This window comes from Sphingomonas yantingensis (genome assembly GCF_014199325.1).
GTDB lineage: Bacteria > Pseudomonadota > Alphaproteobacteria > Sphingomonadales > Sphingomonadaceae > Sphingomonas > Sphingomonas yantingensis.
Genome location: NZ_JACIJJ010000001.1, coordinates 1 through 22,205, shown reverse-complemented (window position 1 = coordinate 22,205; position 22,205 = coordinate 1). Strand labels below are relative to the sequence as shown.

25 protein-coding genes are annotated in these 22,205 nt (G+C 68.9%); 17 read left to right on the top strand and 8 right to left on the bottom strand.

Annotated features, from left to right (window positions below; genetic code table 11):
- Positions 1–49 precede the first annotated feature (49 nt).
- From FHR19_RS00125 to FHR19_RS00105, 5 genes are all read right to left on the bottom strand, one after another.
- Complete coding sequence (locus tag FHR19_RS00125; protein ID WP_343053102.1) at positions 50–301, bottom strand: ribbon-helix-helix domain-containing protein; 252 nt, start codon at positions 299–301, stop codon at positions 50–52.
- Positions 298–2,136 (bottom strand): cobaltochelatase subunit CobT, encoded by a 1,839-nt coding sequence (gene cobT, locus FHR19_RS00120; protein WP_184023113.1) that lies wholly within the window; start codon positions 2,134–2,136, stop codon positions 298–300. Before cobT ends, FHR19_RS00125 begins: the two co-directional genes overlap by 4 nt.
- Before the next feature lie 76 nt (positions 2,137–2,212).
- On the bottom strand, positions 2,213–3,337 hold the full coding sequence (locus tag FHR19_RS00115; protein WP_184023112.1) for a 5-methyltetrahydropteroyltriglutamate--homocysteine S-methyltransferase: 1,125 nt from the start codon (positions 3,335–3,337) through the stop codon (positions 2,213–2,215).
- Between the two features lie 69 nt (positions 3,338–3,406).
- The gene (gene cobS / locus FHR19_RS00110; RefSeq protein ID WP_184023111.1) at positions 3,407–4,411 is read right to left on the bottom strand and encodes a cobaltochelatase subunit CobS; all 1,005 of its coding nucleotides are present in this window, start codon (positions 4,409–4,411) and stop codon (positions 3,407–3,409) included.
- A gap of 79 nt (positions 4,412–4,490) precedes the next feature.
- Positions 4,491–5,174, bottom strand: coding sequence for a winged helix-turn-helix transcriptional regulator (locus tag FHR19_RS00105; RefSeq protein WP_184023110.1), 684 nt, complete (start codon positions 5,172–5,174; stop codon positions 4,491–4,493).
- Between the two features lie 72 nt (positions 5,175–5,246).
- On the opposite strand from FHR19_RS00105, the gene FHR19_RS00100 reads away from it, so the two are divergent.
- The 6 genes from FHR19_RS00100 to FHR19_RS00075 are packed head-to-tail and all read left to right on the top strand — an operon-like array spanning position 5,247 to position 8,817.
- Positions 5,247–5,675 carry a VOC family protein gene (locus FHR19_RS00100; protein WP_184023109.1) on the top strand — a complete coding sequence of 143 codons (429 nt, stop codon included), beginning with the start codon at positions 5,247–5,249 and terminating at the stop codon, positions 5,673–5,675.
- The gene (locus FHR19_RS00095) at positions 5,672–6,151 is read left to right on the top strand and encodes a VOC family protein (RefSeq protein ID WP_184023108.1); all 480 of its coding nucleotides are present in this window, start codon (positions 5,672–5,674) and stop codon (positions 6,149–6,151) included. The genes FHR19_RS00100 and FHR19_RS00095 overlap by 4 nt, the downstream gene beginning before the upstream one ends.
- A gap of 3 nt (positions 6,152–6,154) precedes the next feature.
- Positions 6,155–6,829 (top strand): glutathione S-transferase family protein, encoded by a 675-nt coding sequence (locus FHR19_RS00090; protein ID WP_184023107.1) that lies wholly within the window; start codon positions 6,155–6,157, stop codon positions 6,827–6,829.
- A gap of 12 nt (positions 6,830–6,841) precedes the next feature.
- A complete protein-coding gene (locus FHR19_RS00085; RefSeq protein ID WP_184023106.1) occupies positions 6,842–7,306 on the top strand; it encodes an SRPBCC family protein in 465 nt (154 codons plus the stop codon).
- Positions 7,303–8,016 (top strand): DUF1428 domain-containing protein, encoded by a 714-nt coding sequence (locus FHR19_RS00080; protein WP_184023104.1) that lies wholly within the window; start codon positions 7,303–7,305, stop codon positions 8,014–8,016. The genes FHR19_RS00085 and FHR19_RS00080 overlap by 4 nt, the downstream gene beginning before the upstream one ends.
- Positions 8,017–8,031: 15 nt before the next feature.
- Positions 8,032–8,817 carry a VOC family protein gene (locus tag FHR19_RS00075; protein WP_184023102.1) on the top strand — a complete coding sequence of 262 codons (786 nt, stop codon included), beginning with the start codon at positions 8,032–8,034 and terminating at the stop codon, positions 8,815–8,817.
- Here FHR19_RS00075 and FHR19_RS00070 read toward each other — a convergent pair.
- Positions 8,814–9,425 (bottom strand): J domain-containing protein, encoded by a 612-nt coding sequence (locus tag FHR19_RS00070; protein WP_221228333.1) that lies wholly within the window; start codon positions 9,423–9,425, stop codon positions 8,814–8,816. The genes FHR19_RS00075 and FHR19_RS00070 overlap by 4 nt on opposite strands.
- Positions 9,426–9,469: 44 nt before the next feature.
- On the opposite strand from FHR19_RS00070, the gene FHR19_RS00065 reads away from it, so the two are divergent.
- The 10 genes from FHR19_RS00065 to FHR19_RS00020 all read left to right on the top strand — a co-directional run bounded on the left by FHR19_RS00065 (position 9,470) and on the right by FHR19_RS00020 (position 19,797).
- Positions 9,470–9,778, top strand: coding sequence for a BolA family protein (locus FHR19_RS00065; protein ID WP_184023100.1), 309 nt, complete (start codon positions 9,470–9,472; stop codon positions 9,776–9,778).
- Positions 9,778–10,485, top strand: a complete 708-nt coding sequence (locus FHR19_RS00060; RefSeq protein WP_184023098.1) for a glutathione S-transferase — start codon at positions 9,778–9,780, stop codon at positions 10,483–10,485. Before FHR19_RS00065 ends, FHR19_RS00060 begins: the two co-directional genes overlap by 1 nt.
- A complete protein-coding gene (locus tag FHR19_RS00055) occupies positions 10,482–11,384 on the top strand; it encodes a pirin family protein (protein WP_184023097.1) in 903 nt (300 codons plus the stop codon). The genes FHR19_RS00060 and FHR19_RS00055 overlap by 4 nt, the downstream gene beginning before the upstream one ends.
- Positions 11,339–12,265 carry an alpha/beta fold hydrolase gene (locus tag FHR19_RS00050; RefSeq protein ID WP_184023096.1) on the top strand — a complete coding sequence of 309 codons (927 nt, stop codon included), beginning with the start codon at positions 11,339–11,341 and terminating at the stop codon, positions 12,263–12,265. The genes FHR19_RS00055 and FHR19_RS00050 overlap by 46 nt, the downstream gene beginning before the upstream one ends.
- Before the next feature lie 48 nt (positions 12,266–12,313).
- Positions 12,314–13,582: a histidine--tRNA ligase gene (hisS, locus tag FHR19_RS00045; RefSeq protein WP_184023094.1), complete on the top strand. Its 1,269-nt coding sequence runs from the start codon at positions 12,314–12,316 to the stop codon at positions 13,580–13,582.
- Positions 13,579–14,652 (top strand): peptide chain release factor 1, encoded by a 1,074-nt coding sequence (gene prfA / locus FHR19_RS00040; protein WP_184023092.1) that lies wholly within the window; start codon positions 13,579–13,581, stop codon positions 14,650–14,652. The genes hisS and prfA overlap by 4 nt, the downstream gene beginning before the upstream one ends.
- Positions 14,645–15,463 (top strand): peptide chain release factor N(5)-glutamine methyltransferase, encoded by an 819-nt coding sequence (prmC, locus tag FHR19_RS00035; protein ID WP_184023090.1) that lies wholly within the window; start codon positions 14,645–14,647, stop codon positions 15,461–15,463. The genes prfA and prmC overlap by 8 nt, the downstream gene beginning before the upstream one ends.
- A gap of 257 nt (positions 15,464–15,720) precedes the next feature.
- Positions 15,721–16,563, top strand: coding sequence for a DUF4167 domain-containing protein (locus FHR19_RS00030; protein ID WP_343053098.1), 843 nt, complete (start codon positions 15,721–15,723; stop codon positions 16,561–16,563).
- Between the two features lie 223 nt (positions 16,564–16,786).
- Positions 16,787–18,262, top strand: coding sequence for a DUF4139 domain-containing protein (locus FHR19_RS00025; RefSeq protein WP_425505914.1), 1,476 nt, complete (start codon positions 16,787–16,789; stop codon positions 18,260–18,262).
- Positions 18,263–18,273: 11 nt separating this feature from the next.
- Positions 18,274–19,797, top strand: coding sequence for a DUF4139 domain-containing protein (locus FHR19_RS00020; RefSeq protein WP_184023086.1), 1,524 nt, complete (start codon positions 18,274–18,276; stop codon positions 19,795–19,797).
- On the opposite strand, the gene FHR19_RS00015 is transcribed toward FHR19_RS00020, so the two are convergent.
- Positions 19,751–20,092, bottom strand: coding sequence for a hypothetical protein (locus tag FHR19_RS00015; protein ID WP_246359236.1), 342 nt, complete (start codon positions 20,090–20,092; stop codon positions 19,751–19,753). The genes FHR19_RS00020 and FHR19_RS00015 overlap by 47 nt on opposite strands.
- A gap of 29 nt (positions 20,093–20,121) precedes the next feature.
- Here FHR19_RS00015 and FHR19_RS00010 point away from each other — a divergent pair, with 29 nt between their 5' ends.
- Entirely contained in the window at positions 20,122–20,550 is a 429-nt protein-coding gene (locus FHR19_RS00010) for a CBS domain-containing protein (RefSeq protein WP_184023084.1), read from the top strand.
- Here the strand turns inward: FHR19_RS00010 and FHR19_RS00005 are convergent.
- Positions 20,547–22,022, bottom strand: a complete 1,476-nt coding sequence (locus tag FHR19_RS00005; protein ID WP_184023082.1) for a lipopolysaccharide biosynthesis protein — start codon at positions 22,020–22,022, stop codon at positions 20,547–20,549. The two genes, FHR19_RS00010 and FHR19_RS00005, sit on opposite strands and share 4 nt — an antisense overlap.
- Between the last annotated feature and the right edge of the window lie 183 nt (positions 22,023–22,205).

Sequence of the window (22,205 nt, the reverse complement as noted above, 5' to 3'; positions counted from 1 at the left end):
TGAGGGCTCCTGATGTGAGGCCCGTCAGATAGGGGTTGGCCGCGCCTGCTCAACCACCTCGCGCGGCGAACAGCCAAGTGCGGATCGCGCTGGCTAGGTTCGGTGGATCGTCCGCTGCGATCCGCTGCGCGTCGATCGCGGCGACGAGTGCCGAAAGCGGGAGCGCGCGTGCCGCCGCCTCGGCCTCCAGCGCGATCCAGAATTGGGGTTCGAGGCTGATCGAGGTGGCGTGGCCGGCGATGGTGATCGAGCGTTTGACCGGGCCGACGAACCCGCCGCCGGGCGGCTCGACCGAAATCACGGCTGGTCGAACAGCCCGGCGAGCTGCTCGATCATCGTGCCGGCAAGCTGGTCGACGTCCATGATCGTCACCGCGCGCTGATAATAGCGCGTTACGTCGTGGCCGATGCCGATCGCGACGAGCTCGACCGGGCTGCGCCCCTCGATCCAGCCGATCACCTGGCGAAGGTGGCGCTCCAGATAGCTGCCCGAGTTCACGCTCAGCGTCGAATCGTCGACCGGCGCGCCGTCGGAGATGACCATCAGGATCTTGCGCTCCTCTGGGCGCGCGATCAGGCGGGAATGGGCCCAGAGCAGCGCCTCGCCGTCGATATTCTCCTTGAGCAGCCCCTCGCGCATCATCAGGCCCAATGACTTGCGCGCGCGCCGCCAGGGTTCGTCGGCTTCCTTGTAGACGATGTGTCGGAGGTCATTGAGGCGGCCCGGCGCGGGCGGACGGCCCTGTGCCAGCCATGCGTCGCGGGCCTGACCGCCCTTCCACGCGCGGGTGGTGAAGCCCAGGATCTCGGCCTTCACGCCGCAGCGTTCGAGCGTGCGCGCGAGGATGTCGGCGCTGATCGCGGCGATGCCGATCGGCCGCCCGCGCATCGAGCCCGAATTGTCGATCAACAGCGTGACGACGGTGTCGCGGAAATCGGTGTCGCGCTCGATCTTGTAGGAGAGCGACTGCATCGGATTGACGACGACGCGGGCGAGGCGGGCGGCATCGAGCAGCCCCTCGTCCTGGTCGAAGTCCCACGACCGCGACTGCTGCGCCATCAACCGGCGCTGGAGCCGGTTGGCGAGCTTGGTGACGATGCCCTGCAGGTGGACGAGCTGCTGGTCGAGATAGGCGCGCAGCCGCCCCAGTTCCTCGTCGTCGCACAGGTCGGTGGCGGCCACCACCTCGTCGAACTGGGTCGTGAAAGGCTTGTATTCGAACGACGGGGCGAAGTCCGAAAAGGGCTTGTTGGGGCGCGTCGGCAGCATCCCGTCGCGGCCCTCATCGCCGTCCTGCCCGTCCATGTCGTCGAGCGGTTCGCCCTCCTGATCCTGTTCCTCGCCCTCGCCCTCGGCGTCCTCGCTCTCGCGCTGTTCGCCGCGCGCCTCGACCTCGGCGTCGCCTTGGCCCGACTGGTCGTCGTCGCCCTGTTCGTCCTGATCGTCCTCGCCGTCGCTCTCGCCGTCGTCGTCCTCGCCGCCGTCATCGGCGTCGTCGGGCTCCATCCGGCCTTCGGTGAGTTCGAGATCGGCGAGAAGGTCGGCGATCAGCCGCGCGAACTGCGCCTGGTCGTCGATCGACAGAGCGAGGGCATCGAGCTCCCGCCCCGCCTTTTCCTCGATCCAGTCGGAGACAAGGCTGAGGCCGCCCGCCGCGGTCTGCGGCGCCGGCTTGCCCGTCAGCCGTTCGCGCACCATCAGCTGGATCGCGGTCGACAGCGGCACTTCGTCGCGGGTGCGCGCGCGGGCGATCGGGTCGGAGCGCATCCGCATGGCGAGGCTGGCGTCGAGATTGTCGCCGATCCCCGTGAAGCCGCGCGCGCCCAGCGCCTCGATCCGCGCGGTCTCCACTGCGTCGTGCACCGCGCGCGCAACCGGCTCGACCGGCGCGCCGCGAGCGTGGAGCTTCGCGTCGTGGAGGCGCAGGCGAAGCGCAAAGCCGTCGGCGAATCCGCGCGCCTCCGCCACCTGATCGGCGGGGAGCGCGCGGCCGGGCATCGGCACCTTCAGCGCGCGGCCCGACTGTGCCGGTGCGTCGGCGCTGAACGCCAGCTCGACTTCCCCATCGTTCGCGATCGCGCGAGCGGTGCCGGCGAGCACGTCGCGGAAGCGGTCGATGGGGGTCGCTTGAGCCATGGGGTCGGGAAAGCCTCTGTCGGAACGTCGGCTTCAGATAGGGCCAATGGCCAGGGAAATCACCCCGGCCGTTCGGTCAAAGCTCGCCCCACATGTCCATCGCGATGGCGACGATCACCTCGAGCTTCGCGCGCTGCTGGTCCGGGGTGATGTCGTTGCCCTCCTTGGTCGAGGAGAAGCCGCACTGCGCGCTGAGGCAGAGCTGCTCCATCGGCGCGAACTTCGCCGCCGCCTCGATCCGGCGCTTGATCGTGTCGGGATCCTCAAGCTCGCCATGCTTGGTGGTGACGAGGCCGAGGACGACGCGCTTGTTTCCTTTGGGCAGGAGGCGCAGCGGCTCGAACCCGCCCGACCGCTCGTCGTCGAACTCGAGGAAATAGCCGTCGACGTCGAGCGTGTTGAACAGCGCGTCGGCGACATGGTCATAGCTGCCCGAGGCGACCCAGCTCGACCGGAAATTGCCGCGGCACAGATGGGTGGTGATTGTCATGCCCGCGGGGCGATCCTTCACCGCGTCGTTGATGATGCGGATGTACGTCTCGTGCTGGGTGTCGGCGTCCTCCCCCTGCGCGGCGATCATCGCGCGCTGGGCGGGATCGTTGAGATAGGCGAGGCTGGTGTCGTCGAGCTGGAGATAGGTGCAGCCCAATTCGCCCAGCCCCGCGATTTCGCGCGCATAGACCGCCGACAGGTCGGCGTAGAAGGCCGAGAGGTCGGGATAGACCTCCGCGCTCACCGCCTCGCGCCCGCCGCGATAATGGACCATCGAGGGGCTCGGGATGGTGAGCTTCGGCGTGCCGCGGCGGACATTCTCCTTGAGGAAGGTGAAAGCGTCGGCGAAGATCGTCGAGGGCAAGTTCAGCCGATCGACCACCGCCAGCTTGGCGGGGGTCCATTCGATGTCGCCGCCCTCGTTATGAAAGCGGACTTTCATGTCGCTGTCGCGCTTGGTGATGCCGCCGATCTGGTAGATGTAATCCATGTGCCAGGTGTCGCGACGCGCCTCGCCATCGGTGATGCCGAGCAGGCCCACGTCTTCTTGGAGCTGGATGATCTCCTTGACCGCGCGGTCGGCCACCGCATCGAACGCAGCGGCATCGATCGTACCGGCGGCAAGCTGCTCGCGCGCCTCGGTAAGGTAGGCGGGGCGCAGCAGGCTGCCGACATGATCGGCACGGAAGGGCGGGCGCGGGGCGGTCATCGGCGGTGCTCCTGAAGGACAGGCGCACCGCTTAGCCGGGGCAACGTCAAACTAAAAGCCGCGTTCGGATCAGCCCTTCTTCGCGATGCTCTCGGGCAGGTCCTTGCCGAAGACGCGCTGATAATATTCGGCGACCAATGCCCGCTCAGCCTCGTCGCACTTGTTGAGGAAGGAGAGGCGGAAGGCGAAGCCGACGTCGCCGAAGATCAGCGCATTCTGTGCCCAGGTGATCACCGTGCGCGGGCTCATCACGGTCGAGATGTCGCCGTTGATGAAGCCGCGGCGGGTCAGTTCGGCGACGCGGACCATGTTCTCGACCGCTTCCTTGCCGCCGGGCTTGTCATATTCGCCCGACTTGGCGAGCACGATCTGCGCCTCGGTCGCGGCGGGGAGATAGTTGAGCGTCACGACCACGTTCCAGCGGTCCATCTGCCCCTGATTGATCTGCTGCGTGCCGTGATAGAGGCCGCTGGTGTCGCCCAGGCCGACGGTGTTGGCGGTGGCGAACAGGCGGAACCACGGATTCGGGCGGATGACGCGGTTCTGGTCGAGCAGCGTCAGCTTGCCCTCGGTCTCCAGCACGCGCTGGATCACGAACATCACGTCGGGGCGGCCGGCGTCATATTCGTCGAAGACGAGCGCGGTCGGCGTCTGGAGCGCCCAGGGAAGCAGCCCCTCGCGAAACTCGGTTACCTGCTGCCCGTCCTTCAGCACGATCGCGTCGCGGCCAATGAGGTCGATGCGGCTGATATGCGCGTCGAGATTGATGCGGATGCACGGCCAGTTGAGGCGGGCGGCGACCTGTTCGATGTGGGACGACTTGCCGGTGCCGTGATAGCCCTGGATCATCACCCGGCGATTGTGCGCGAAGCCCGCCAGCACCGCGAGCGTGGTGTCGCCGTCGAAGACGTACGCCGGGTCGAGGTCGGGCACCCGCTCGTCCGCCTCGCTGAACGCCGGCACCTGCATGTCGACGTCGATGCCGAACAGCTCGCGCACGCTGACCGTCTTGTCGGGGGCATCGAGCAGCGTCGTCTGGCGGCTGTCGGGCTGGGTGTTGGCAAGATCGGTCATGAAGGAAGAACCTGTCGCAGCGGGGTTTGACGACCACATAAGCGCTCGGCGCGGCGACGCAAACGGGACTTAGGGTCCCTCACGTCACCTTTTCGGGCAGGCGGAACAGGTCGGTAAACGCGCGGGCCGCGTCGAGGTCCCCGGTGACCACCATCCCCTCGGCCGCGCCGAACGGGGCCTTGCCGTAGAAGCTGACGCGCAACTGCATCGTGTCGCCGGTAAAGGTGGCGGCGGGGTTTTCCGGCTCGCCGCGCACCACCTCGATCGCGCCGGCATAGGCGCGGGCGGTGAAGGCGTCGTTCGGAAAGCGAATGCCGACGGTGAGGTCGAGGGCGCGCGCCTTGTCCGGATCGACCAGCGTCTGGAGCGACATCATCGCCGAGGCGGGGGACATGAACGCGAACGGATCGTGCCGCGGCGAGCGCGCCGCCCAGCGGCCGAGATCGCGCATCATCGGCTGCGCCTCCAGCCCCCAGTCGGTCAGTGCATAGACCTGGACGTTGGCGGGCGAGGCGAGCGTGCGGCGCGTCAGCACCCCCGTCGCCTCCAGCCCCTGCAATCGCTGCGTCAGCACATTGGCGCTGATGCCCGGCAGGTTCGCGCGCAGTTCGGAGAAGCGGCGCGGGCCGAACACCAGCTCGCGCATGATGAGCAGCGCCCAGCGCTCGCCAATGATCTCCAGCGCCAGCGCGGTGCCGCAGGCGTCGTCGTACCAACGCTTCGTCGCAGCCGGATTCACATCGGTTACTTTTACTAACTTCATGGTTGCTTTTAATAACCACGGGGCGCACAGCTTTCAACCAGAACCCGAATCGGGACGAGGGGAGTGGTTGAAATGGCACGAATGATTTTCGTGAACCTGCCGGTCGAGGACGTGGCGCGGGCGACCGCCTTCTATCAGGCGATCGGTTTTACGAAGAACGAGCAGTTCTCGAACGAACGGGGTTCGGCGATGGACTGGTCCGACGACATCCATGTGATGCTGCTGTCGCGCGACTTCTTCTCGACCTTCACGACGAAGCGGATCGTCGATCCCCGGACCGAGACGGGCGCGCTTCACGCGCTGTCGCTGGACGATCGGGCCGAGGTCGACCGCTTCACCGAGGCGGCGCTGGAGGCGGGCGGGCGCGAGCTGCACGAGCCCGAGGACATGGGCTTCATGTATTCGCGCGGCTTCGAGGATCCGGACGGCAATGGCTGGGGCCCGTTCGCGATGGACGTGGCCGCGCACGCCGCGGCGACGGCCGAGGGCGCGGGTCAATGAGCAAGATCGTGCCGTGCATCTGGTATGACGGCGGGGCTGAAGAGGCGGCGAACTTCTACACCGCGCTGCTGCCGGACAGCCGCATCGTGCGCGTCGCGCGCACGCCGGTCGACACGCCGGGCAATCGGGCGGGCGACGTCATCACCGTCGAATGGGATCTGGCGGGACAGCGCTTCCTCGGCCTCAACGGCGGGCCGGTCTTTCCGCAGACCGAGGCGGTGAGCTTCCAGATCGCCACCGACGATCAGGCCGAGACCGACCGGCTCTGGGACGCGATCGTCGGCAATGGCGGGCGCGAGAGCGCGTGCGGTTGGTGCAAGGATCGCTGGGGCGTAAACTGGCAGATCACGCCGCGCCGCCTGACCGAGCTGATCGCGCACCCCGATCCCGCGGTGGCGGGCCGCGCGATGGAAGCGATGATGACAATGCGGAAGATCGATATCGCCGCGCTCGACCGCGCGGTCGGGGAGGGTTGAGGGATGACAAAGGTCGCAAGTGCGCCGCTGACGATCACGGCGTTCGAATGGGTGCCGCGCTTTGCCCGCGGGTTCGTCCGCGATCTTCGCCCCCGCTGGGCGTGCGAGGAGATTGGCATGGACTATGCCGTGCGGCTGGTCAGCGCGGTGGCGAAGCCCGACTGGTATTTCCTCGAGCAGCCCTGGGGGCAGGTGCCGGTGATCGAGGATGCGGGGCGGACGCTGTTCGAGAGCGGCGCGATCCTCCTCCATCTGGGGGAGAAGGACGAGCGGTTGCTGCCGCGCGATCCCGCCGCGCGCGACCGGGCGATCTCGTGGCTGTTCGCCGCCTATAACTCGATCGAGCCGTGGCGGTTCGAGCACGCCAACGTCACGATCTTTTCGGCGGGTGAGGAATGGGCGCGGCTGCGGCAGCCGAGCCTCGAGGCGCAGCTCGGCCAGCGGCTCGATCGGCTGGCGACGGCGATGGGTGAGCGCGAATGGCTGGCCGGGGCATTCAGCATCGCCGACATCGCGATGGTGACGGTGCTGCGCGAAATGGTGGATAGCGCGCTGCTCACCGACCGGCCCGTGCTCACCGACTATGTCGCGCGGGGCATGGCACGGCCGGCGTTCCAGGCGGCGCTCGCCTCGCAGCTTGCCGATTTCGACGAGACGAAGGCGCCCAAGGCGGCGTGAGGGAGAGCTGGAATGTCAGAACATGATCTGGTGATCGAACGGCGCATGGCGGTACCGCGCGCAGCGGTGTGGGAAGCGTGGACGCAGCATGGCCCCGAGTGGTTCTGCCCGCCGCCGTGGAAGGCGCCCGAAGTCGAATACGACCTGCGCCCCGGCGGGCGGAGCCATGTGCGGATGGTCGGGCCGGCGGGTGAGGATATGGTGCTGACCGGCGTGGTGCTGGAGGTCGTGGAGGGCGAGCGGATCGTCACCACCGACGCCTTTGGCCCCGGCTGGGTGCCGCAGACGCCGTTCATGATCGCCATCACCGAGTTCGCCGATGACGGCGACGGCACGCTCTATCGCGCGACCGCTCGCCACTGGACCGCGGAGGCGAAGGCGCAGCACGAGGCGATGGGCTTCCACGACGGCTGGGGCAAGGTCGCCGAGCAACTGGAGGCCGTGGCGAAGCAGCTGCATGAGGGAGGGGGCGCATGACCTATGTCGAGGGATTCCTGCTCGCGGTCCCGACCGCTCGCAAGGACGCGTATCGCGACCATGCTGCCGCCGCAGCACCGATGTTGAAGGAGTTCGGCGTCGTGCGGATGGTCGAGACCTGGGGCGACGACGTGCCCCGCGGCGAGCGCAACGATCTGTGGGGTGCGGTACAGGCGGGTGAAGAAGAAACGGTCGTCTTCAGCTGGTTCGAATATCCCGACCGCCGTGCCCGCGACGCGGCGGGCGAGCGGATGATGAACGACCCCCGGATGGAATCGATCATCGCCAATGCGCCGTTCGATGCGACGCGTATGGTCTGGGGCGGTTTCGAGAGCGTCAGCGATGTCGGGCGGCCGGGCGGTGCGGGCTATGTCGACGGCGTCGTCCTGCCGCTGCGTGCCGACGCGCGGGCGGCTTATGGCGTATTCTGCGAACGGGTTGGGCCGGTGTTCCTCGAACATGGCGCGGTGCGGGTGATGGATGCGGTCGCCAACGACGTGCAGGACGGCGCGGTCACCGACTTCAACCGCGCGGTGTTGCGCGAGGAGGGCGAGGTCGTCGCGTTCGGCTGGGTCGAATGGCCGGACAAGGCCGCGCGCGATGTCGGCTGGGAAAAGGTGATGGCCGACCCGCGCATGTCGGGCGAGGACGCGCCGTTCGACGGCAAGCGCATGATATTCGGCGGGTTCGTCCCGCTGATCGACACCTGAAGGGAGAGAGGGACGATGGCACGCAACCACCACGGCATTCCGGTCTGGTACGAGCTGATGACCGACGATCCCGATGCCGCGCAGACATTCTATGCCGAAGCGATCGGCTGGCACGCAGCCGATTCTGGCCAGCCGGGGATGGACTATCGCATTTTCGCGCAGCCGCACGGCAACGCGATAGCGGGGATGCTGAAGCGGCCCGAGGGGGCAGCGCCGGCGCGCTGGCTGATCTATTTCGGCGTCGACGACGTCGATGCCGCGGTGGCCGAGGTGCAGGCAGCGGGCGGCGACGTGTGGATGCCGGCGACGACGATGCCCGGCGTCGGCCGCCTCGCGATGGTCGGCGATCCCGAGCGCAATCCCTTCTACCTGATGCGCGGCGAGCCTGATGAGCCGAGCACCGCCTTCGTCGCCTATACCGGCGGCGACAAGCCGGCGGCGGGGTGCGGGGTCTGGAACGAGCTGACCACGCGCGATCAGGGCGCGGCGATGGGGTTCTACGGCCGCGTGCTGGGCCTGCGGCAGGAGGGCGGGATGCCGATGGGCGAGCTGGGCGAATATTCCTTTGTCCATGCCGGCCCCGACTGCATCGGCGCGACGATGACCGCGCAGCCCGACTGGCCGCTCGGGTGGCAGCCTTATTTCCTCGTCGAAGACATCGACGCGGCGGCGGCGCGGATCGCCAAGGCAGGGGGCAGTGTCGTGCAGGCGCCCGACCCGATCCCCGGCGGCGATTTTTCGATGGTCGCGGCGGATCCGGCGGGGGTGCGCTTCGGGCTGGTGGGCTCGCGCAGGGCTTAGGCGAACGCCGGCGCGCCGCGCAGGTGCTGGTACGCCTCCACCACCGCCTGCAGTCGCGTTTCGCTCGAGCGGTCGCCGCCATTGTGGTCGGGGTGGAGCTGGCGGACGAGCGCGGCGTAGCGTTGGCGCAGCGCGCGGCCGTCGGCGTCGGTCTTGAGACCCAGCGTGCGAAGCGCCTCCCGGTCCTTGCCCGACAGCGGCTTGCCGTCGGCGCGGGGCTGTTCCGCCGCCATCCGCTCGCGAAAGCGTGCGCCGATCGCGTCGAGCGGGTCGGCGAAGTCGCGCCACGGCGGCGGGCGGTCGGCGCCGTTCGCGGCGAAGGCGCGCGTCTCGCGCTCCCACCCGGCATAGGGGCGCTGTGCGTCGTTGATCTCGTCGACGCTCATCCCGGCGAAGAAATTATAGCCCGCGTTGAACGCGCGGACATGGTCGAGGCACATGAACCGGTAAGCGCCCGGCCCGTCGAAGCCGTGGCGCGCGCCCGGCGTCGCCGGCGCCCGAAACTCGCCCGGTTCGTCGCAGCCCGGCACCGCGCAGACGCGGCCCTCAGCCTCCACGCGGCCATGGAAACGGGTGTTGGGGCGATCCTTGCGTTCGGGCCGGGACAAGCGGGGGTTCCTGTTCGAGGACAAAGTCGCCAGATATAGGCGCGATGACCGAGCCTTCCACCGCTGCCCGCCCCCCCATCCCTCAAACCGTCGCCGACTTGATTGCCGAGCGACTGACCGCAGCCTTGTCGCCCACGCACCTTCGGGTCGTGAACGAAAGCCACCACCATGCCGGCCATATGGGCGACGACGGGACGGGCGAGAGCCACTTCGCCGTCGAGGTCGAGAGCGCGGCGTTCGCGGGCCTTAACCGCGTCGCGCGCCAGCGGCTGGTCAACGGCGCGCTCGCCGAATTGCTGGCGACGCGCATCCACGCGCTCACCATGCGCACCCGCGCGCCGGGCGAGGCGTGATGGCCTACAAGCTCTGGTACTGGCCCGGCATCCAGGGGCGCGGCGAGTTCGTGCGGCTGGCGCTGGAGGCCGGCGGGATCGAGTATCGCGACATGGCGCGCGAGCAGAGCGACGAGGCGCTGCTCGCCGACCTCAACGCCCGCGCGGGGCGCACGCCTTTCGCGCCGCCCTATCTCGACACCGGCGAGACGGTGATCGCGCAGGTCGCCAACATCCTCCTTTATCTCGGCGAGCGGCATCATCTAGCCCCCGGCGCGCTCGCCGACCGGCTGTGGCTCAATCAGTTGCAGCTCACGATCGCCGACCTCGTCGCAGAGGCGCATGACGTCCACCACCCCGTCGCGACCGGCGCCTATTATCACGAGCAGAAGGCCGAGGCGGCGTGCGCGGCAGAGGGGTTCCGCGCCGAGCGGATGCCCAAGTTTCTCGGCCATTTCGAGGATGCGGCGAACGCGAACGACGGCGACTGGGTGGCGGGGACGCGCTGGACCTATGCCGACACCAGCCTGTTCCAGGTGGTCGAGGGCCTCCGCTACGCGTTCCCGCGGCGGATGGCGGCGATCGAGGGCGACTATCCCGCCCTGATCGCGCTGCACGATCGCGTCGCACAATTGCCCGGCGTCGCCGCCTATCTTGCCAGCGACCGGCGCATCCCCTTCAACGAAGATGGCATCTTCCGCCATTATCCGGAGCTCGACGGCGAATGACCCGCGACGACCTGATCCTGCAGGAAATCCTGCCGACGACGCACGACCTTGGCGGGTTCAAGGTCTATCGGACCCTCCCGTCCAAGCCGCGAACGATGGTGGGGCCGTTCCTGTTCTTCGACCAGATGGGGCCGGCGGACCTTGGCGTCGGCAACGGCATCGACGTGCGGCCGCATCCGCATATCAACCTTGCGACCGTCACCTACCTGTTCCGCGGTGCGATCGGGCATCGCGATTCGATCGGCAGCGACCTCGTCATCGAACCCGGCGCGGTCAATCTGATGACCGCCGGCCACGGCATCGTCCATTCGGAGCGGTCGCCGGGGGAGGAGCGGGCGAAGGGGCCGGCGCTGTTCGGCATCCAGACCTGGCTGGCGCTCCCCGAAAAGGACGAGGAGATGGACCCCGCCTTCCAGCATGTCGCCAAGGGCGAACTGCCGGTGATCGAGGATGGCGGCGTCCGCGCGCGCGTCATCATGGGCGAGCTGTGGGGATCGAAGGCGCCGACCGACACCTATGCGCAGACCATCTATGCCGACATTCAGCTCGATGCGGGCGGCAGCGTGCCGATCGAGGCGGCGGCGGATGAGCGTGCGCTCTATGTCGCGGACGGCGATGCCAGCGTGGATGGCATGAGCCTCGACCCGCAGACGCTGTACGTGCTGCGCCCCGGCGCGCTCGCGACGCTCAGGTCCGAGCGCGGCGCTCGGGTGATGCTGTGCGGGGGCGAGGCGTTCACGAGTCCGCGTCACGTCTGGTGGAACTTCGTCTCCTCGCGCCGCGAGCGTATCAACGAGGCGAAGGAAGCATGGAAGGCGGGCCGCTTCCCCAAGGTGCCGGGCGACGACAAGGAATGGATCCCCATTCCAGAAGTCCCCAAGACGGTGAGCTACCCGTGATCCGCGTGCCGCTCTCGACCGGGGTCGAGCTGGACGTCGAGGTAGCGGGCGAGGCCGGCAATCCGGTGATGATCTGCCTCCACGGCTTTCCCGAATCGCACCGGACGTGGCGGCATCAGGTCGCCGAATTCGCGCGCGACCACCACGTCATCGCGCCCGACCAGCGCGGCTATGCCCGGTCGGACAAGCCCGCCGGAGTGGAGGCCTATACCGCCGACCGGATCGTCGCCGACCTGATGGCGCTGGCCGATCATTTCGGGGCGGAGAGGTTCACCTTGGTCGCGCACGACTGGGGTGGGGCGGTGGCGTGGCTGGCGGCGCTTCGCCATCCCGACCGGATCGCACGGCTCGTCATCTGCAACGCGCCGCATCCGCTGATCTTCCAGCGGAGCCTGTTCGACGATCCGCTGCAGCGCGCGGGCAGCCAGTATATCCGCTCGTTCCGCGATCCCGGGCTGGAGGCGCGGATCGAGGCGATGGGGCTCGATCGCTTCTTCGACGGCAGCTTCGCCCCGCATGTCGATACCGCGGCGGTCGCGGGCGAGCGCGAGGCGTATCTGGACGAATGGCGCCAGCCGGGCGCGCTGACGGGGATGCTCAACTGGTACCGGGCGAGCCAGATCGTCGTGCCGGCGATGGACGAGGAGCCCGAGCGCCCCGGCTGGATCGATGGACCGTTCCCGTCGATCAAGGTGCCGACGCTGGTCATATGGGGGATGCGCGACAAGGCGCTCCAGCCGGTGCAGCTCGAGGGCCTCGACGCGCTGATCGACGACGCGACGATCGTGCGGATCGAGGATGCCGGCCATTTCGTGCCGTGGGAGGCGCCCGAGGCGGTGAACACCGCGATGCGCGAATGGCTGGCAAAGTACCCCCTATGACCCACCGTCTGGCGCAAGGCCCCCGCATCCCCTAGATACCCGCCCCTTATGGCGCGGATCGAAACCCCCAAGCGCGTGCGCGGCACGCAGGACATCTTCGGCGACGAGCAGCGCCGCTTCGCCCGCGTCGTCGAGACGTTCGAGCGGGTGCGGCGGCTCTATTGCTTCGACCGGGTGGAAAGCCCGGTGTTCGAATCGACCGCGGTGTTCGCCCGCTCGCTGGGCGAGACGACCGACGTGGTGTCGAAGGAGATGTACACCTTCGACGACCGCGGCGGCGATTCGCTGACGCTGCGGCCCGAGTTTACTGCGGGCATCGCGCGCGCGTATCTGACCGAGGGGTGGCAGCAGTTCGCGCCGCTCAAGATCGCGACGCATGGGCCCGTATTCCGCTATGAGCGCCCGCAAAAGGGGCGGTACCGCCAGTTCCACCAGATCGATGCCGAGGTGCTGGGCGCGGCCGAGCCCGCCGCCGACGTGGAGCTGCTCGCCTTCGCCGACCAGCTGCTGCGCGAGCTCGGCATTTCGGAGGGCGTGACGCTCCAGCTCAACACGCTCGGCGATGCGGAGACGCGCGATGCGTGGCGCGCGGCACTGGTCGAGCATTTCGAGGGGAATCGTGGCGATCTGTCGGAGGACAGTCTCGTGCGCCTCGACAAGAATCCGCTGCGCATCCTCGATTCGAAGGACCCGAGGGATCGGCCGATCGCCGATGCCGCGCCGGAGATCGATGCGTATCTGACGCCGGCGGCGAGCGACTTTTTCGCCGCCGTGACTGACGGACTGGATGCCGCGGGCGTTCAGTGGACGCGGAACAGCCGGCTGGTGCGCGGGCTCGATTATTATCGCCACACCGCGTTCGAGTTCGTGACCGACCGGTTGGGTGCGCAGGGGACGGTGCTGGCGGGCGGACGCTATGACGGACTGGTCGAAAGCCTGGGAGGGCCGGCGACCGCGGGCGTGGGCTGGGCCGCGGGGATCGAGCGGCTGGCGATGCTGACCGAGCTGCCGCCGCGCGACAAGCCGATCGTCGCGATCGTCCCCGACAAGCCGAGCGAAGAGCGGCGCGCCGCCGCCCTGTCGCGCAAGCTGCGCGGGCTGGGGATCGAGGTGTTCACCGGGTACAAGGCGAACGCGAAGAAGCGGGCCGAGCAGGCGCGCAAGGCGGGCGTCGATGCCGTCATCTATCTGCGTGCGGCCGATGCCGCCGACGAGCGGATGAACGTCACCGTCTTCCCCGAATCGCCCGTCGATCGGTCGGAGATCGACCTTCTGATCCTGCAAGTGCGGGGTATCGCGGAACTGCCGGACGCATGACCCGCATCTCGGCCGAACGCATCGCCGCGATCGAGGCGCGGCGCGACGAGCTGCAGGCGATGATGGCGACCGGCGACCTGCCGTCCGACCGTTTTGTGGCGGTGTCGAAGGAATATGCCGAGCTCGAACCCGTCGCCGCGGCGGCGGGCGAGGTGCGGCGGCTGCGCGCCGAGGGCAAGTCGCTGGCGGCGATGACGCAGGACGGCGACGACGAGCTGCGCCAGATGGCGGCGGAGGAACTGCACGAGAACCGGGCGGCGCTGGAAGCGGCGGAGCGCGCGCTGGCGCTGTCGCTGCTGCCGCGCGATGCCGCCGACGTGCGGCCCGCGATGCTCGAAATCCGCGCCGGGACCGGCGGGGACGAGGCGGCGTTGTTCGCCGGTGATCTCCTTCGCATGTACCAGCGCTATGCCGACAAGCGCGGCTGGCGCGTCGAGCTCATGTCGGCGAGCGCGAGCGAGGCGGGGGGCTTCAAGGAAGTGATCGCCAGCGTCGTCGGCACCGGCGTGTTCGCGCGGCTGAAGTTCGAAAGCGGCGTCCACCGCGTCCAGCGCGTCCCCGTGACCGAAAGCGGCGGGCGCATCCACACGTCCGCCGCGACCGTGGCGGTGCTGCCCGAGGCGGAAGAGGTGGACATCGACATCGCCGAGGGCGACCTGCGCATCGATGTGTTCCGTGCCTCGGGCGCGGGCGGCCAGCACGTCAACACCACCGATTCGGCGGTGCGCATCACCCATGTCCCCACCGGCATCGTCGTCAGCCAGCAGGACGAGAAATCGCAGCACAAGAACAAGGCCAAGGCGATGAAGGTGCTGCGTGCCCGCCTGTTCGAGGCCGAGCGCGATCGTGCGGCGAACGAACGCGCCGATGCGCGCAAGTCGATGGTCGGGTCGGGCGACCGGTCGGAGCGCATCCGCACCTACAATTTCCCGCAGGGGCGGGTGACCGATCACCGCATCAACCTGACGCTCCACCGCCTGCCCGAGATTCTCGAGGGTGAGATGGACGAGCTGGTCGGCGCGCTGATCGCCGAGGACGAGGCCGCCCGGCTCGCGATGGTCGATGGGTGAGGTTCGCGCTGCGCTGCTGGAAGCGGCGCGGGATTTGACGGGAGTTTCGGATACCGCGCGGCTCGATGCCGAATTGTTGATGGCGCACGCGCTGGGGGCGACGCGAGACGCGGTGCTGCTCAAGCATCTGGGCGATCCGGTGCCGGCCGATTACGCGGCGCTGGTCGGGCGGCGGCGGGCGGGCGAGCCGCTCGCCTACATCACCGGCACGCGCGATTTCTGGACGATTACGCTGAAGGTCGGGCCGGGCGTGCTGATCCCGCGCGCGGACAGCGAGACGCTGATCGAGGCGGCGGTGCGACATTTCGCCGGCACGGCGGGGCCGCGTCGGGTGCTGGACCTCGGCACCGGGCCGGGGACGCTGCTGCTGGCGGCGCTGGCGGAATGGCCGGAGGCGACCGGGCTGGGGGTCGACACGTCCGCTACCGCGCTCGGCTACGCGCGAACGAATGCGGCGGCGCTCGATCTGCCGGCGACCTTCATCGAGGGCGACTGGGCCGCGGATATCGACGAGCGTTTCGACCTGATCCTCACCAACCCGCCCTATATCGCCGACAACGATCCCGACGTCGCCCCCGGCGTGCGCGCGTTCGAGCCGGGAGAGGCGCTGTTCGCCGCCGACAACGGCCTGGCGGCGTATCGGGCGATCGTCCCGGACCTGCCGCGGCTGCTTGGTGATGGCGGCGTCGCGGTGCTGGAGATCGGCTGGCGACAGGGGGAGGCGGTGGCGGCGCTGGTGCGGGCGGCGGGGCTGTCGGCGCGGGTCGTCCGCGACCTCGGCGACCGGCCGCGCGCCGTCGTCGTGACTTGAACGGCGCGGTCCTGACCCAATATTGTGCTTGGAGATCGGCCGGCCAGTCGCTATTGAGGCGACATAGGGGCAGGCATTTTTCAACCAGGTCGTTGAAAACGGGGCATTGGCCCGATCCAGTCAGACGCGCCATCATGTCGGATGGCTCTTTGGCAGACACGTCATGTCCGGCTCGTCCCCGGCCAGGCGCGCGGAGTAGACACGCATCCGGTGAGTATACTGGCCGGAGAGGGTAAGGACAGGACACACATACCTTGATGAACAATCGTCAGGCCGGCCGCCGTCGCGGTCGTGGCGGGCAGCGCTCGCAGGGTGGCAGCCCGAACAACCGCAACGACAACGGCAATCGCATCGACAACCGCGCCCGCGGCAACGCGGCGCAGCTGCTCGAGAAATACAAGAATCTCGCGCGCGACGCACAGATGTCGGGCGACCGCGTCAACACCGAATACTACCTCCAGTTCGCCGACCATTATTTCCGCGTGCTGAGCGAGACCCGCTCGCGCTTCGAGGAGAATAACGCGCGCCGCCAGCAGGACGACGAGGACGACGACGAGTTCGAGATGGAGGGCGAGCCCGGTACGCCCGACCAGTTCGAGAGCCGCGGCGACAACGGACGGGGCGACAGCCGCAACGACCGTCAGGGCCGTGACGATCATCGCGGCGACCGGCAGGAGCGCGGCAATCGCGACCGTCAGGATCGCGGTGACCGCCAGGATCGTGGCGAGCGTGCCGACCGCGGCGACCGTCAGGATCGCCCCGATCGCGAAGCGCGCCGCGACCGCCCCGAGCGCGACGATCGCCGCCGCGAGCGTACGAACGCCCCTGCCCAGCGCGAACATGCCCTGCGTGAGGAAAGCGTCGAGGCGCAGGCCCCCGTCGCGACCGCCGAGGCGGGTGACGAGGCGCCCCGCCGCCGCGGTCGCCCGCGTCGCGAGCTGTCGATCGAACCGTCGGTCATCCCCGCCGCGATCGAGGCCGACCGCCTGCCCCCGTCGCTGGGGCTGGTGAGCGAGCCCGAGGGCGAGGACGAGGCGCCCAAGCCCCGCCGTCGCCGCAAGCGCGCCGAGGACGAGGAAGCGACGCCCTCGGCGGCGTGATCCTCGGGTCAGACTGGAAAGAGGGGCTGGTGAGCGATCGCCGGCCCCTTTTTGTTGGGCTGGCGGAAAAGGAAGAAGCGGGACCCCGGATCAAGTCCGGGGTGACGGCTGGTTTTGGGGCAACCTAACCCTTTACGTCATCCCGGGCTCGATCCGGGATCCCGCTTCCTTCTTCCCTTGCCCGCGCAAACCCTTAAGCTGCCGCGAAAAGCGGGAGGGGCATATGCGGTTCGCGTTGGGCATGGCACTGGTGCTGACGGGCGGGACTGCCGCCGCGCAGGAGGGCGTGCCCTCGAAAACCGCGCAGGGCGACGTCGCCGTCACCATCTACAACGACGATAACGCGCTCGTTCAGGACGTGCGTCGGCTGACGCTGCCCGCAGGCGTGACGCGGCAGGACTTTCCCGACGTGACGCAGCAGATCCGGCCCGAGACGGTGCGCCTGTCGGGCGACGGCATCGGCGTGGTCGAGCAAAATTTCGACTACGACCTCCTCTCGCCCAGTGCCCTGATGGAAAAGGCGGTGGGACAGACGATCACGCTCGTCCGCACCAACCCGGCGACCGGGGCGGAGACGCGCGAACAGGCGCGGGTGCTGGCAGCGAATGGCGGTGTGGTGCTCGACATCGGCGGGCGGATCGAGGTGCTGCGCGACGACGGGTTGCCGGTCCGCGTGATCTTCCCCGGCCTGCCGCCCAATCTGCGCGCGCGACCGACGCTCTCGGTGACGATCGAGAGCGCGAAGGCGGGCGCGCGGCCGGTGACGCTCGCCTATCTGACGCGCGGCCTCGCCTGGTCGGCCGATTACGTCGCGCTGTTCGATGAGACGGTGGGCAAGCTCGACCTGCAGGGGTGGATCACGCTCACCAACCGCAACGCGACCGCGCTGACCAATGCCGAGACCGTGCTGGTGGCCGGGGCAGTGGGCGGCGGACGCGGCAATTTCGCACCGCCGCCGCCCTTCGCGCCCGGCACCCGGCCGGGAACGCAGACCGCCAACCGCGCGCGGATCGGCGACTATTATCTTTATCCGCTGCCGCAGCGCACGACGATCGCGGCGAACCAGCAAAAGCAGGTGAGCTTCCTGTCATCGGCCGGCGTGCCGGCGGCGCGCACCTATCGCTTCGTCAATGGCTGGCTGGGCGCGAGCGACGAGCCGCAGGGGGTGGAGACGGCGCTCGCCTTTTCCTCCAGCCGCGACGGGGGCCTCGGCGACGCGCTGCCCGCGGGGACGGTGCGCGTCTATGTCCGCGACGCCAAGGGACAGCCGCAGTTCGTCGGCGAGAACCGGATCGGCCACACGCCGATGGGCAGCCAGCTGTCGATCCGCACCGGCGAGGCCTTCGACCTCAAGGTGCGGCCGGTGGTCGAGGGGCGCGAGCGGATCGACACCGAGGAATTCCGCCGCTCCGAACGCTTTCGCGTGAAGGTGGATGGCGAGCCGGCACGGACGGTCACGGTGGAGAATAGCGTGACCTATTGGCGCACGCGGATGCGCTACGAGCTCACCAATGCCGGCCCCGCGCCCGCGGTGGTGGAGGTGGTGCAGGCCGGGCTCGATCCCGGCTTCGGCGACACCCGCGTGCCGACCGAGAGCCAGCCGGGCGAACAGCGCAGCCGTGACCAGCGCGTGTGGCGGGTGACGGTGCCGGCGAACGGATCGGCGGACCTGACCGCGACCTTCGACACGCGATATTGAGCGCGGCGGCGATGCGCCGGCTCCTCCTTGCGCTCCTGCTCCTTGCTGCGCCCGCCGCGGCGCAGGAGGTCGTGACCTCGGCCGCGCCCGATGCGGCGTCGGTGACGATCTATCGCGATCCAGCCCGTGGCAACGGGGCGATCAACCGCGATCGGCCATCGGGCTTCGCGCTGGTAAGCGAGAAGCGGCGCGTGCGTCTGCCTGCCGGTCCCGCCGTGCTGCGGTTCGAGGGAGTGGCGGGCGGCATCCTGCCTGAAAGCGCGGTCGTCACCGGGCTGCCCGCGGGCGTGCGCGAGAAGAATCTCGACGCCGACCTCATCTCGCCGCGCGCGCTCTACGACCGGGCGACGGGGCGGCAGGTGCTGATCCGCCGCACCGATCGCGCGACCGGGCGGGTCACGAGCGAGCCGGCGATCATCCGCTCGGGCGGGGAGGGCGCCGCGGTGCTGGAGACGCGCGCGGGGATCGAGACGCTGCGCTGTACCGGGCTGAATGAGGCGGTCGTCTATCCCGGCGTGCCCGCCGGCCTGCCCGCCAGGCCGACGCTGTCGATCGCGACCGACGCGGCGGCGCCGGTGGAAGCGGAGGTGACGCTCACCTATCTCGCAGCCGGTTTTGACTGGCAGGCGAACCATGTGCTGACGCTGCGGGAGGACGGGCGGCTCGACTGGTCGGCGCGCGTGACGCTGGCGAGCGGCGATCCGACGAGTTTCCCGGACGCGGGCCTGCAACTGATCGCCGGCAAGGTCGAGCGCGAGGCGACCGAGCCGCTCTACGTCCCCGACGGCGAACTCGGCCTCGAATGTTGGTCCGAGCCCGAGTACGACGCCGAGGAAGCGTACGACGCCAGGGGGGGGCCGCCCCCACCACCGCCCCCGCCGCCGCCGCCCCCGCCACCCGCGCCGATGATGGCCGCCGCCGATATCGTCGTGACGGGGATGCGCGTGCAGCTGGAGCGATTGGGCGACCTCAAGCTCTATCGTGCGCCGCGGCCTGTCACCGTCGCCGCGCGCGGGCAGAAGCAGACCGGGCTGTTCGATCGGGACGCGGTGCCCGTCCGCCGTTTCTATCGCACCGACATTTCGGGCACGAGCGCGGACGACGCCCATTTCATCCTGTCGATGCAGAACCGGCGTGAGGCAGGGTTGGGCCTGCCGATCCCCTCGGGTGAGGTGACGGTGTTCGAGAACGGGGCCGCGCGGCCATTGCTGATCGGCGAGGCGCAACTGGCCGACAAGGCCGAGGGCGAGAAGGTTGAGATAGCGCTCGACGCCTCGCCCGATATCGACGTCGATCTGGATAGCGCCGACGGCAAGCGGGGCGAGCGGCGAGTGACTCTGACGCTGACGAACGCGACGCCGCGCGCGATCGAGCACGAGGCACGCGTTACGCTCGAGGATGGCGAGCGGCTCCGCGGCCGCGGCCTGGTCCGTGAGGACGGGCGCTGGCTCTGGCGGACGCGCGTGCCGGCGAACGGCAGCGCGACGCTCAGCTGGACGATTCGTCCTCGCGCCCCGGATCGTACGCCTGATTGATCCGGTCCACGGTCTCGTCATGACCGGTGCCCGACGACAGGAAGACGAGCCCCATCAGAGCACCGCCCATCAGCACCGTCCCGAACATGCCGAGGAACGTCGCGATCGCCATGTGGAGGTGGAGCGCCCCGAGCCATAGATAGAGGATGACGAGCGCGCCCACGCCGCACGCCACCCCCAGCAGCGCCATCCATCCGAGGATGCGGCGGAACCGGCGCCAGGCGAGGCGTGCGTAATCGGGATCGTCGAGGTCGGGCACGGCTTCCCCCATGCGCGCTTTCGTGGGAAAGTCCATTGCCTCGGATAACAAGCGGAGAGGAAGCGATGACGATCGCAGCGATCCTGGGGACCAAGGGCGGCGAGGTGGTGTCGGTACCGGTCAGCGCCAGCGCACAGGCGGCGATGGCGACGCTGGCGGAACGGCGCATCGGGGCGCTGCCGGTGATGGACGGCGATAGCGTCGCCGGCATCTTTTCGGAGCGCGACGTGCTCTATGCGATCGCACGCGACGGGGCGGCGGCGCTCGACCGGCCGGTGGCCGACCTCATGACCGCGCCGGCGATCAGCGTTTCGCCCGACCAGAGCATCATCGGGGCGCTAGCGCTGATGACGCAGCGGCGCATTCGGCACCTGCCGGTGGTGGCGGACGGGCGGCTGGTCGGCTTCGTCTCGATCGGCGACCTGGTGAAGCACCGCATCGAACGCATCGAGGCGGAGGCCGAGGCGATGCGGAGCTACATCCAGCAGGCCTAATCCCGCCGGCGGACGAAGGCGATCAGCTCGGCCAGCGTGTCGCGCGCGAACAGCGCCAGCCACCCGCCATAGGCGAGCGCGCCTGTGCCTATGAGGACCGCGAGCCGTGACACCGGCGTGACCGGCGGCAGGCCCGCATCGACCAGCGCGACGATCGCCGCCATCGCAAGCCCGGCCAGCACCGGCGGCGCGATCGCCCTTGCCAGCGCGGGGGCGGTCAGCCCGACCTCGCGCAGCGACCGGCGCGCGGTGATCGCCAGATAGAGCGGCCAGACGCTGACCCAGGCGATCGTGAGGCCGGTCACCCCGAACTGCACCCCGATCACGAAGGCGATCGGCAGCAGGATGCCGCCGACCGCGCCCAGCCGCGCGGCGATCCCGGGCAGCCCGCGAGCATTGGTGGCCGGCGCGAACAGCGTCTGGAGCGTCATGAACGGCATCGCGATCGCCAGCACGCGGACGAGCGGTGCGGCCTCAAGCCACTTTTCGCCGAGTACGACATGGACCAGCGGTTCTGCGGTGACGGCAAGCCCGGCATAGAAGGGCATGGCCGCGACCATAACGATCCGGCTCGACTTGGCGAAGGCGGCGCCCATCGCTGCGGCATCGTCCTGAATCCGCGCATAGGCGGAGAAGGCCACGTCGTTGAGCGTCGGCAGGAACTTGGCGACGAACACCTGGGTCAGGAACAGCGCGGTGGTGTAGAGGCCGAGCGTGTGCGGATCGAGGTGGCGGCCGGCAATGAACACGTCTGCCTGGCTCTGCAGGAACCAGAAGAGCTGGCTCGTCGCCATCAGGCCGCCGAAGCGCACGACATCGCCCGCGCCGCGAAAGTCGAAGCTCGGCCACATCAGCGAGCGCGCGAGCCACGTCATGATGATCGCCCGGCTCCAGAACAGCGCCATCGGCGCCGCAATCAGCGTCCACACCCCCCAGCCCGAGAACGCCCCGATCAGGCTGACGATCGCGCCTAGTGTGGCGGAGGCCAGATTGGCCTGTGCCTGTCCTTTGAAGTCCATGCTGCGCGCGAGCAGCGCATAGGGAAAGGCGATGAACGGCGTCGCCACGTAGAGGAGCGCCTGCACGCGCAGCAGGTCGGCGACGATCGGCTGGCGGAAATAGGCGGCGGCGAGCGGCGCCATCAGCACCTGTGCGAGGCCGAGCCCGAAATTGAGGAGCACGAGCAGGCCAAAGAGCTGGCGCTTCAGCCGCTTGTCCACATGAGGCCGCTGGATGACGGCGCTCGCGAGGCCATAGCCGTTGAGCATGTTGAGGAGCGCCAGCACGACCTGTGTCATCGCGAAGAGGCCATAATCCTGCGGCGACAGGATGCGGATGACGAGGAAGGTCGAGCCCCAGGTGACGAGCTGGCCGAGGAACTGGGTGCCCGAACGCCAGATCACGGCACTTCGGACCTGTTGCCGAAGCGTGTCGAAACGCTGATTCGAGGGAATGTCGGCTGATTCGGCCATATTCGGGGTATGCCAGCAGCGCCCTAACAGGCCGTAAAGCGCGGTTTTCCGCGGATTTGACGCGAAACCGTCACTTTTTTGAAAAATGTGTTTGACGGCCGGCGGTGTCGTCCGTAGAGGAGTTTTCACCGGCGGGGACGATCACTTGGTTGTCTGGCTGGTTAGCGAAAGCGAGGCGCACGG

Excerpts from the sequence above, each read along its gene's own strand:
- FHR19_RS00015 (WP_246359236.1), bottom strand. The coding sequence starts at position 20,092 with ATGGACTTTCCCACGAAAGCGCGCATGGGGGAAGCCGTGCCCGACCTC.
- FHR19_RS00100 (WP_184023109.1), top strand. The coding sequence starts at position 5,247 with ATGGCACGAATGATTTTCGTGAACCTGCCGGTCGAGGACGTGGCGCGG.
- prfA (WP_184023092.1), top strand. The coding sequence starts at position 13,579 with ATGACCCGCATCTCGGCCGAACGCATCGCCGCGATCGAGGCGCGGCGC.
- FHR19_RS00005 (WP_184023082.1), bottom strand. The coding sequence starts at position 22,022 with ATGGCCGAATCAGCCGACATTCCCTCGAATCAGCGTTTCGACACGCTT.
- cobS (WP_184023111.1), bottom strand. The coding sequence starts at position 4,411 with ATGACCGATCTTGCCAACACCCAGCCCGACAGCCGCCAGACGACGCTG.
- FHR19_RS00105 (WP_184023110.1), bottom strand. The coding sequence starts at position 5,174 with ATGAAGTTAGTAAAAGTAACCGATGTGAATCCGGCTGCGACGAAGCGT.
- FHR19_RS00080 (WP_184023104.1), top strand. The coding sequence starts at position 7,303 with ATGACCTATGTCGAGGGATTCCTGCTCGCGGTCCCGACCGCTCGCAAG.
- FHR19_RS00050 (WP_184023096.1), top strand. The coding sequence starts at position 11,339 with ATGGATCCCCATTCCAGAAGTCCCCAAGACGGTGAGCTACCCGTGATC.
- FHR19_RS00095 (WP_184023108.1), top strand. The coding sequence starts at position 5,672 with ATGAGCAAGATCGTGCCGTGCATCTGGTATGACGGCGGGGCTGAAGAG.
- cobT (WP_184023113.1), bottom strand. The coding sequence starts at position 2,136 with ATGGCTCAAGCGACCCCCATCGACCGCTTCCGCGACGTGCTCGCCGGC.
- prmC (WP_184023090.1), top strand. The coding sequence starts at position 14,645 with ATGGGTGAGGTTCGCGCTGCGCTGCTGGAAGCGGCGCGGGATTTGACG.
- FHR19_RS00115 (WP_184023112.1), bottom strand. The coding sequence starts at position 3,337 with ATGACCGCCCCGCGCCCGCCCTTCCGTGCCGATCATGTCGGCAGCCTG.
- FHR19_RS00055 (WP_184023097.1), top strand. The coding sequence starts at position 10,482 with ATGACCCGCGACGACCTGATCCTGCAGGAAATCCTGCCGACGACGCAC.
- FHR19_RS00010 (WP_184023084.1), top strand. The coding sequence starts at position 20,122 with ATGACGATCGCAGCGATCCTGGGGACCAAGGGCGGCGAGGTGGTGTCG.
- FHR19_RS00065 (WP_184023100.1), top strand. The coding sequence starts at position 9,470 with ATGACCGAGCCTTCCACCGCTGCCCGCCCCCCCATCCCTCAAACCGTC.
- FHR19_RS00030 (WP_343053098.1), top strand. The coding sequence starts at position 15,721 with ATGAACAATCGTCAGGCCGGCCGCCGTCGCGGTCGTGGCGGGCAGCGC.
- FHR19_RS00085 (WP_184023106.1), top strand. The coding sequence starts at position 6,842 with ATGTCAGAACATGATCTGGTGATCGAACGGCGCATGGCGGTACCGCGC.
- FHR19_RS00025 (WP_425505914.1), top strand. The coding sequence starts at position 16,787 with ATGCGGTTCGCGTTGGGCATGGCACTGGTGCTGACGGGCGGGACTGCC.
- hisS (WP_184023094.1), top strand. The coding sequence starts at position 12,314 with ATGGCGCGGATCGAAACCCCCAAGCGCGTGCGCGGCACGCAGGACATC.
- FHR19_RS00060 (WP_184023098.1), top strand. The coding sequence starts at position 9,778 with ATGGCCTACAAGCTCTGGTACTGGCCCGGCATCCAGGGGCGCGGCGAG.
- FHR19_RS00090 (WP_184023107.1), top strand. The coding sequence starts at position 6,155 with ATGACAAAGGTCGCAAGTGCGCCGCTGACGATCACGGCGTTCGAATGG.
- FHR19_RS00075 (WP_184023102.1), top strand. The coding sequence starts at position 8,032 with ATGGCACGCAACCACCACGGCATTCCGGTCTGGTACGAGCTGATGACC.
- FHR19_RS00020 (WP_184023086.1), top strand. The coding sequence starts at position 18,274 with ATGCGCCGGCTCCTCCTTGCGCTCCTGCTCCTTGCTGCGCCCGCCGCG.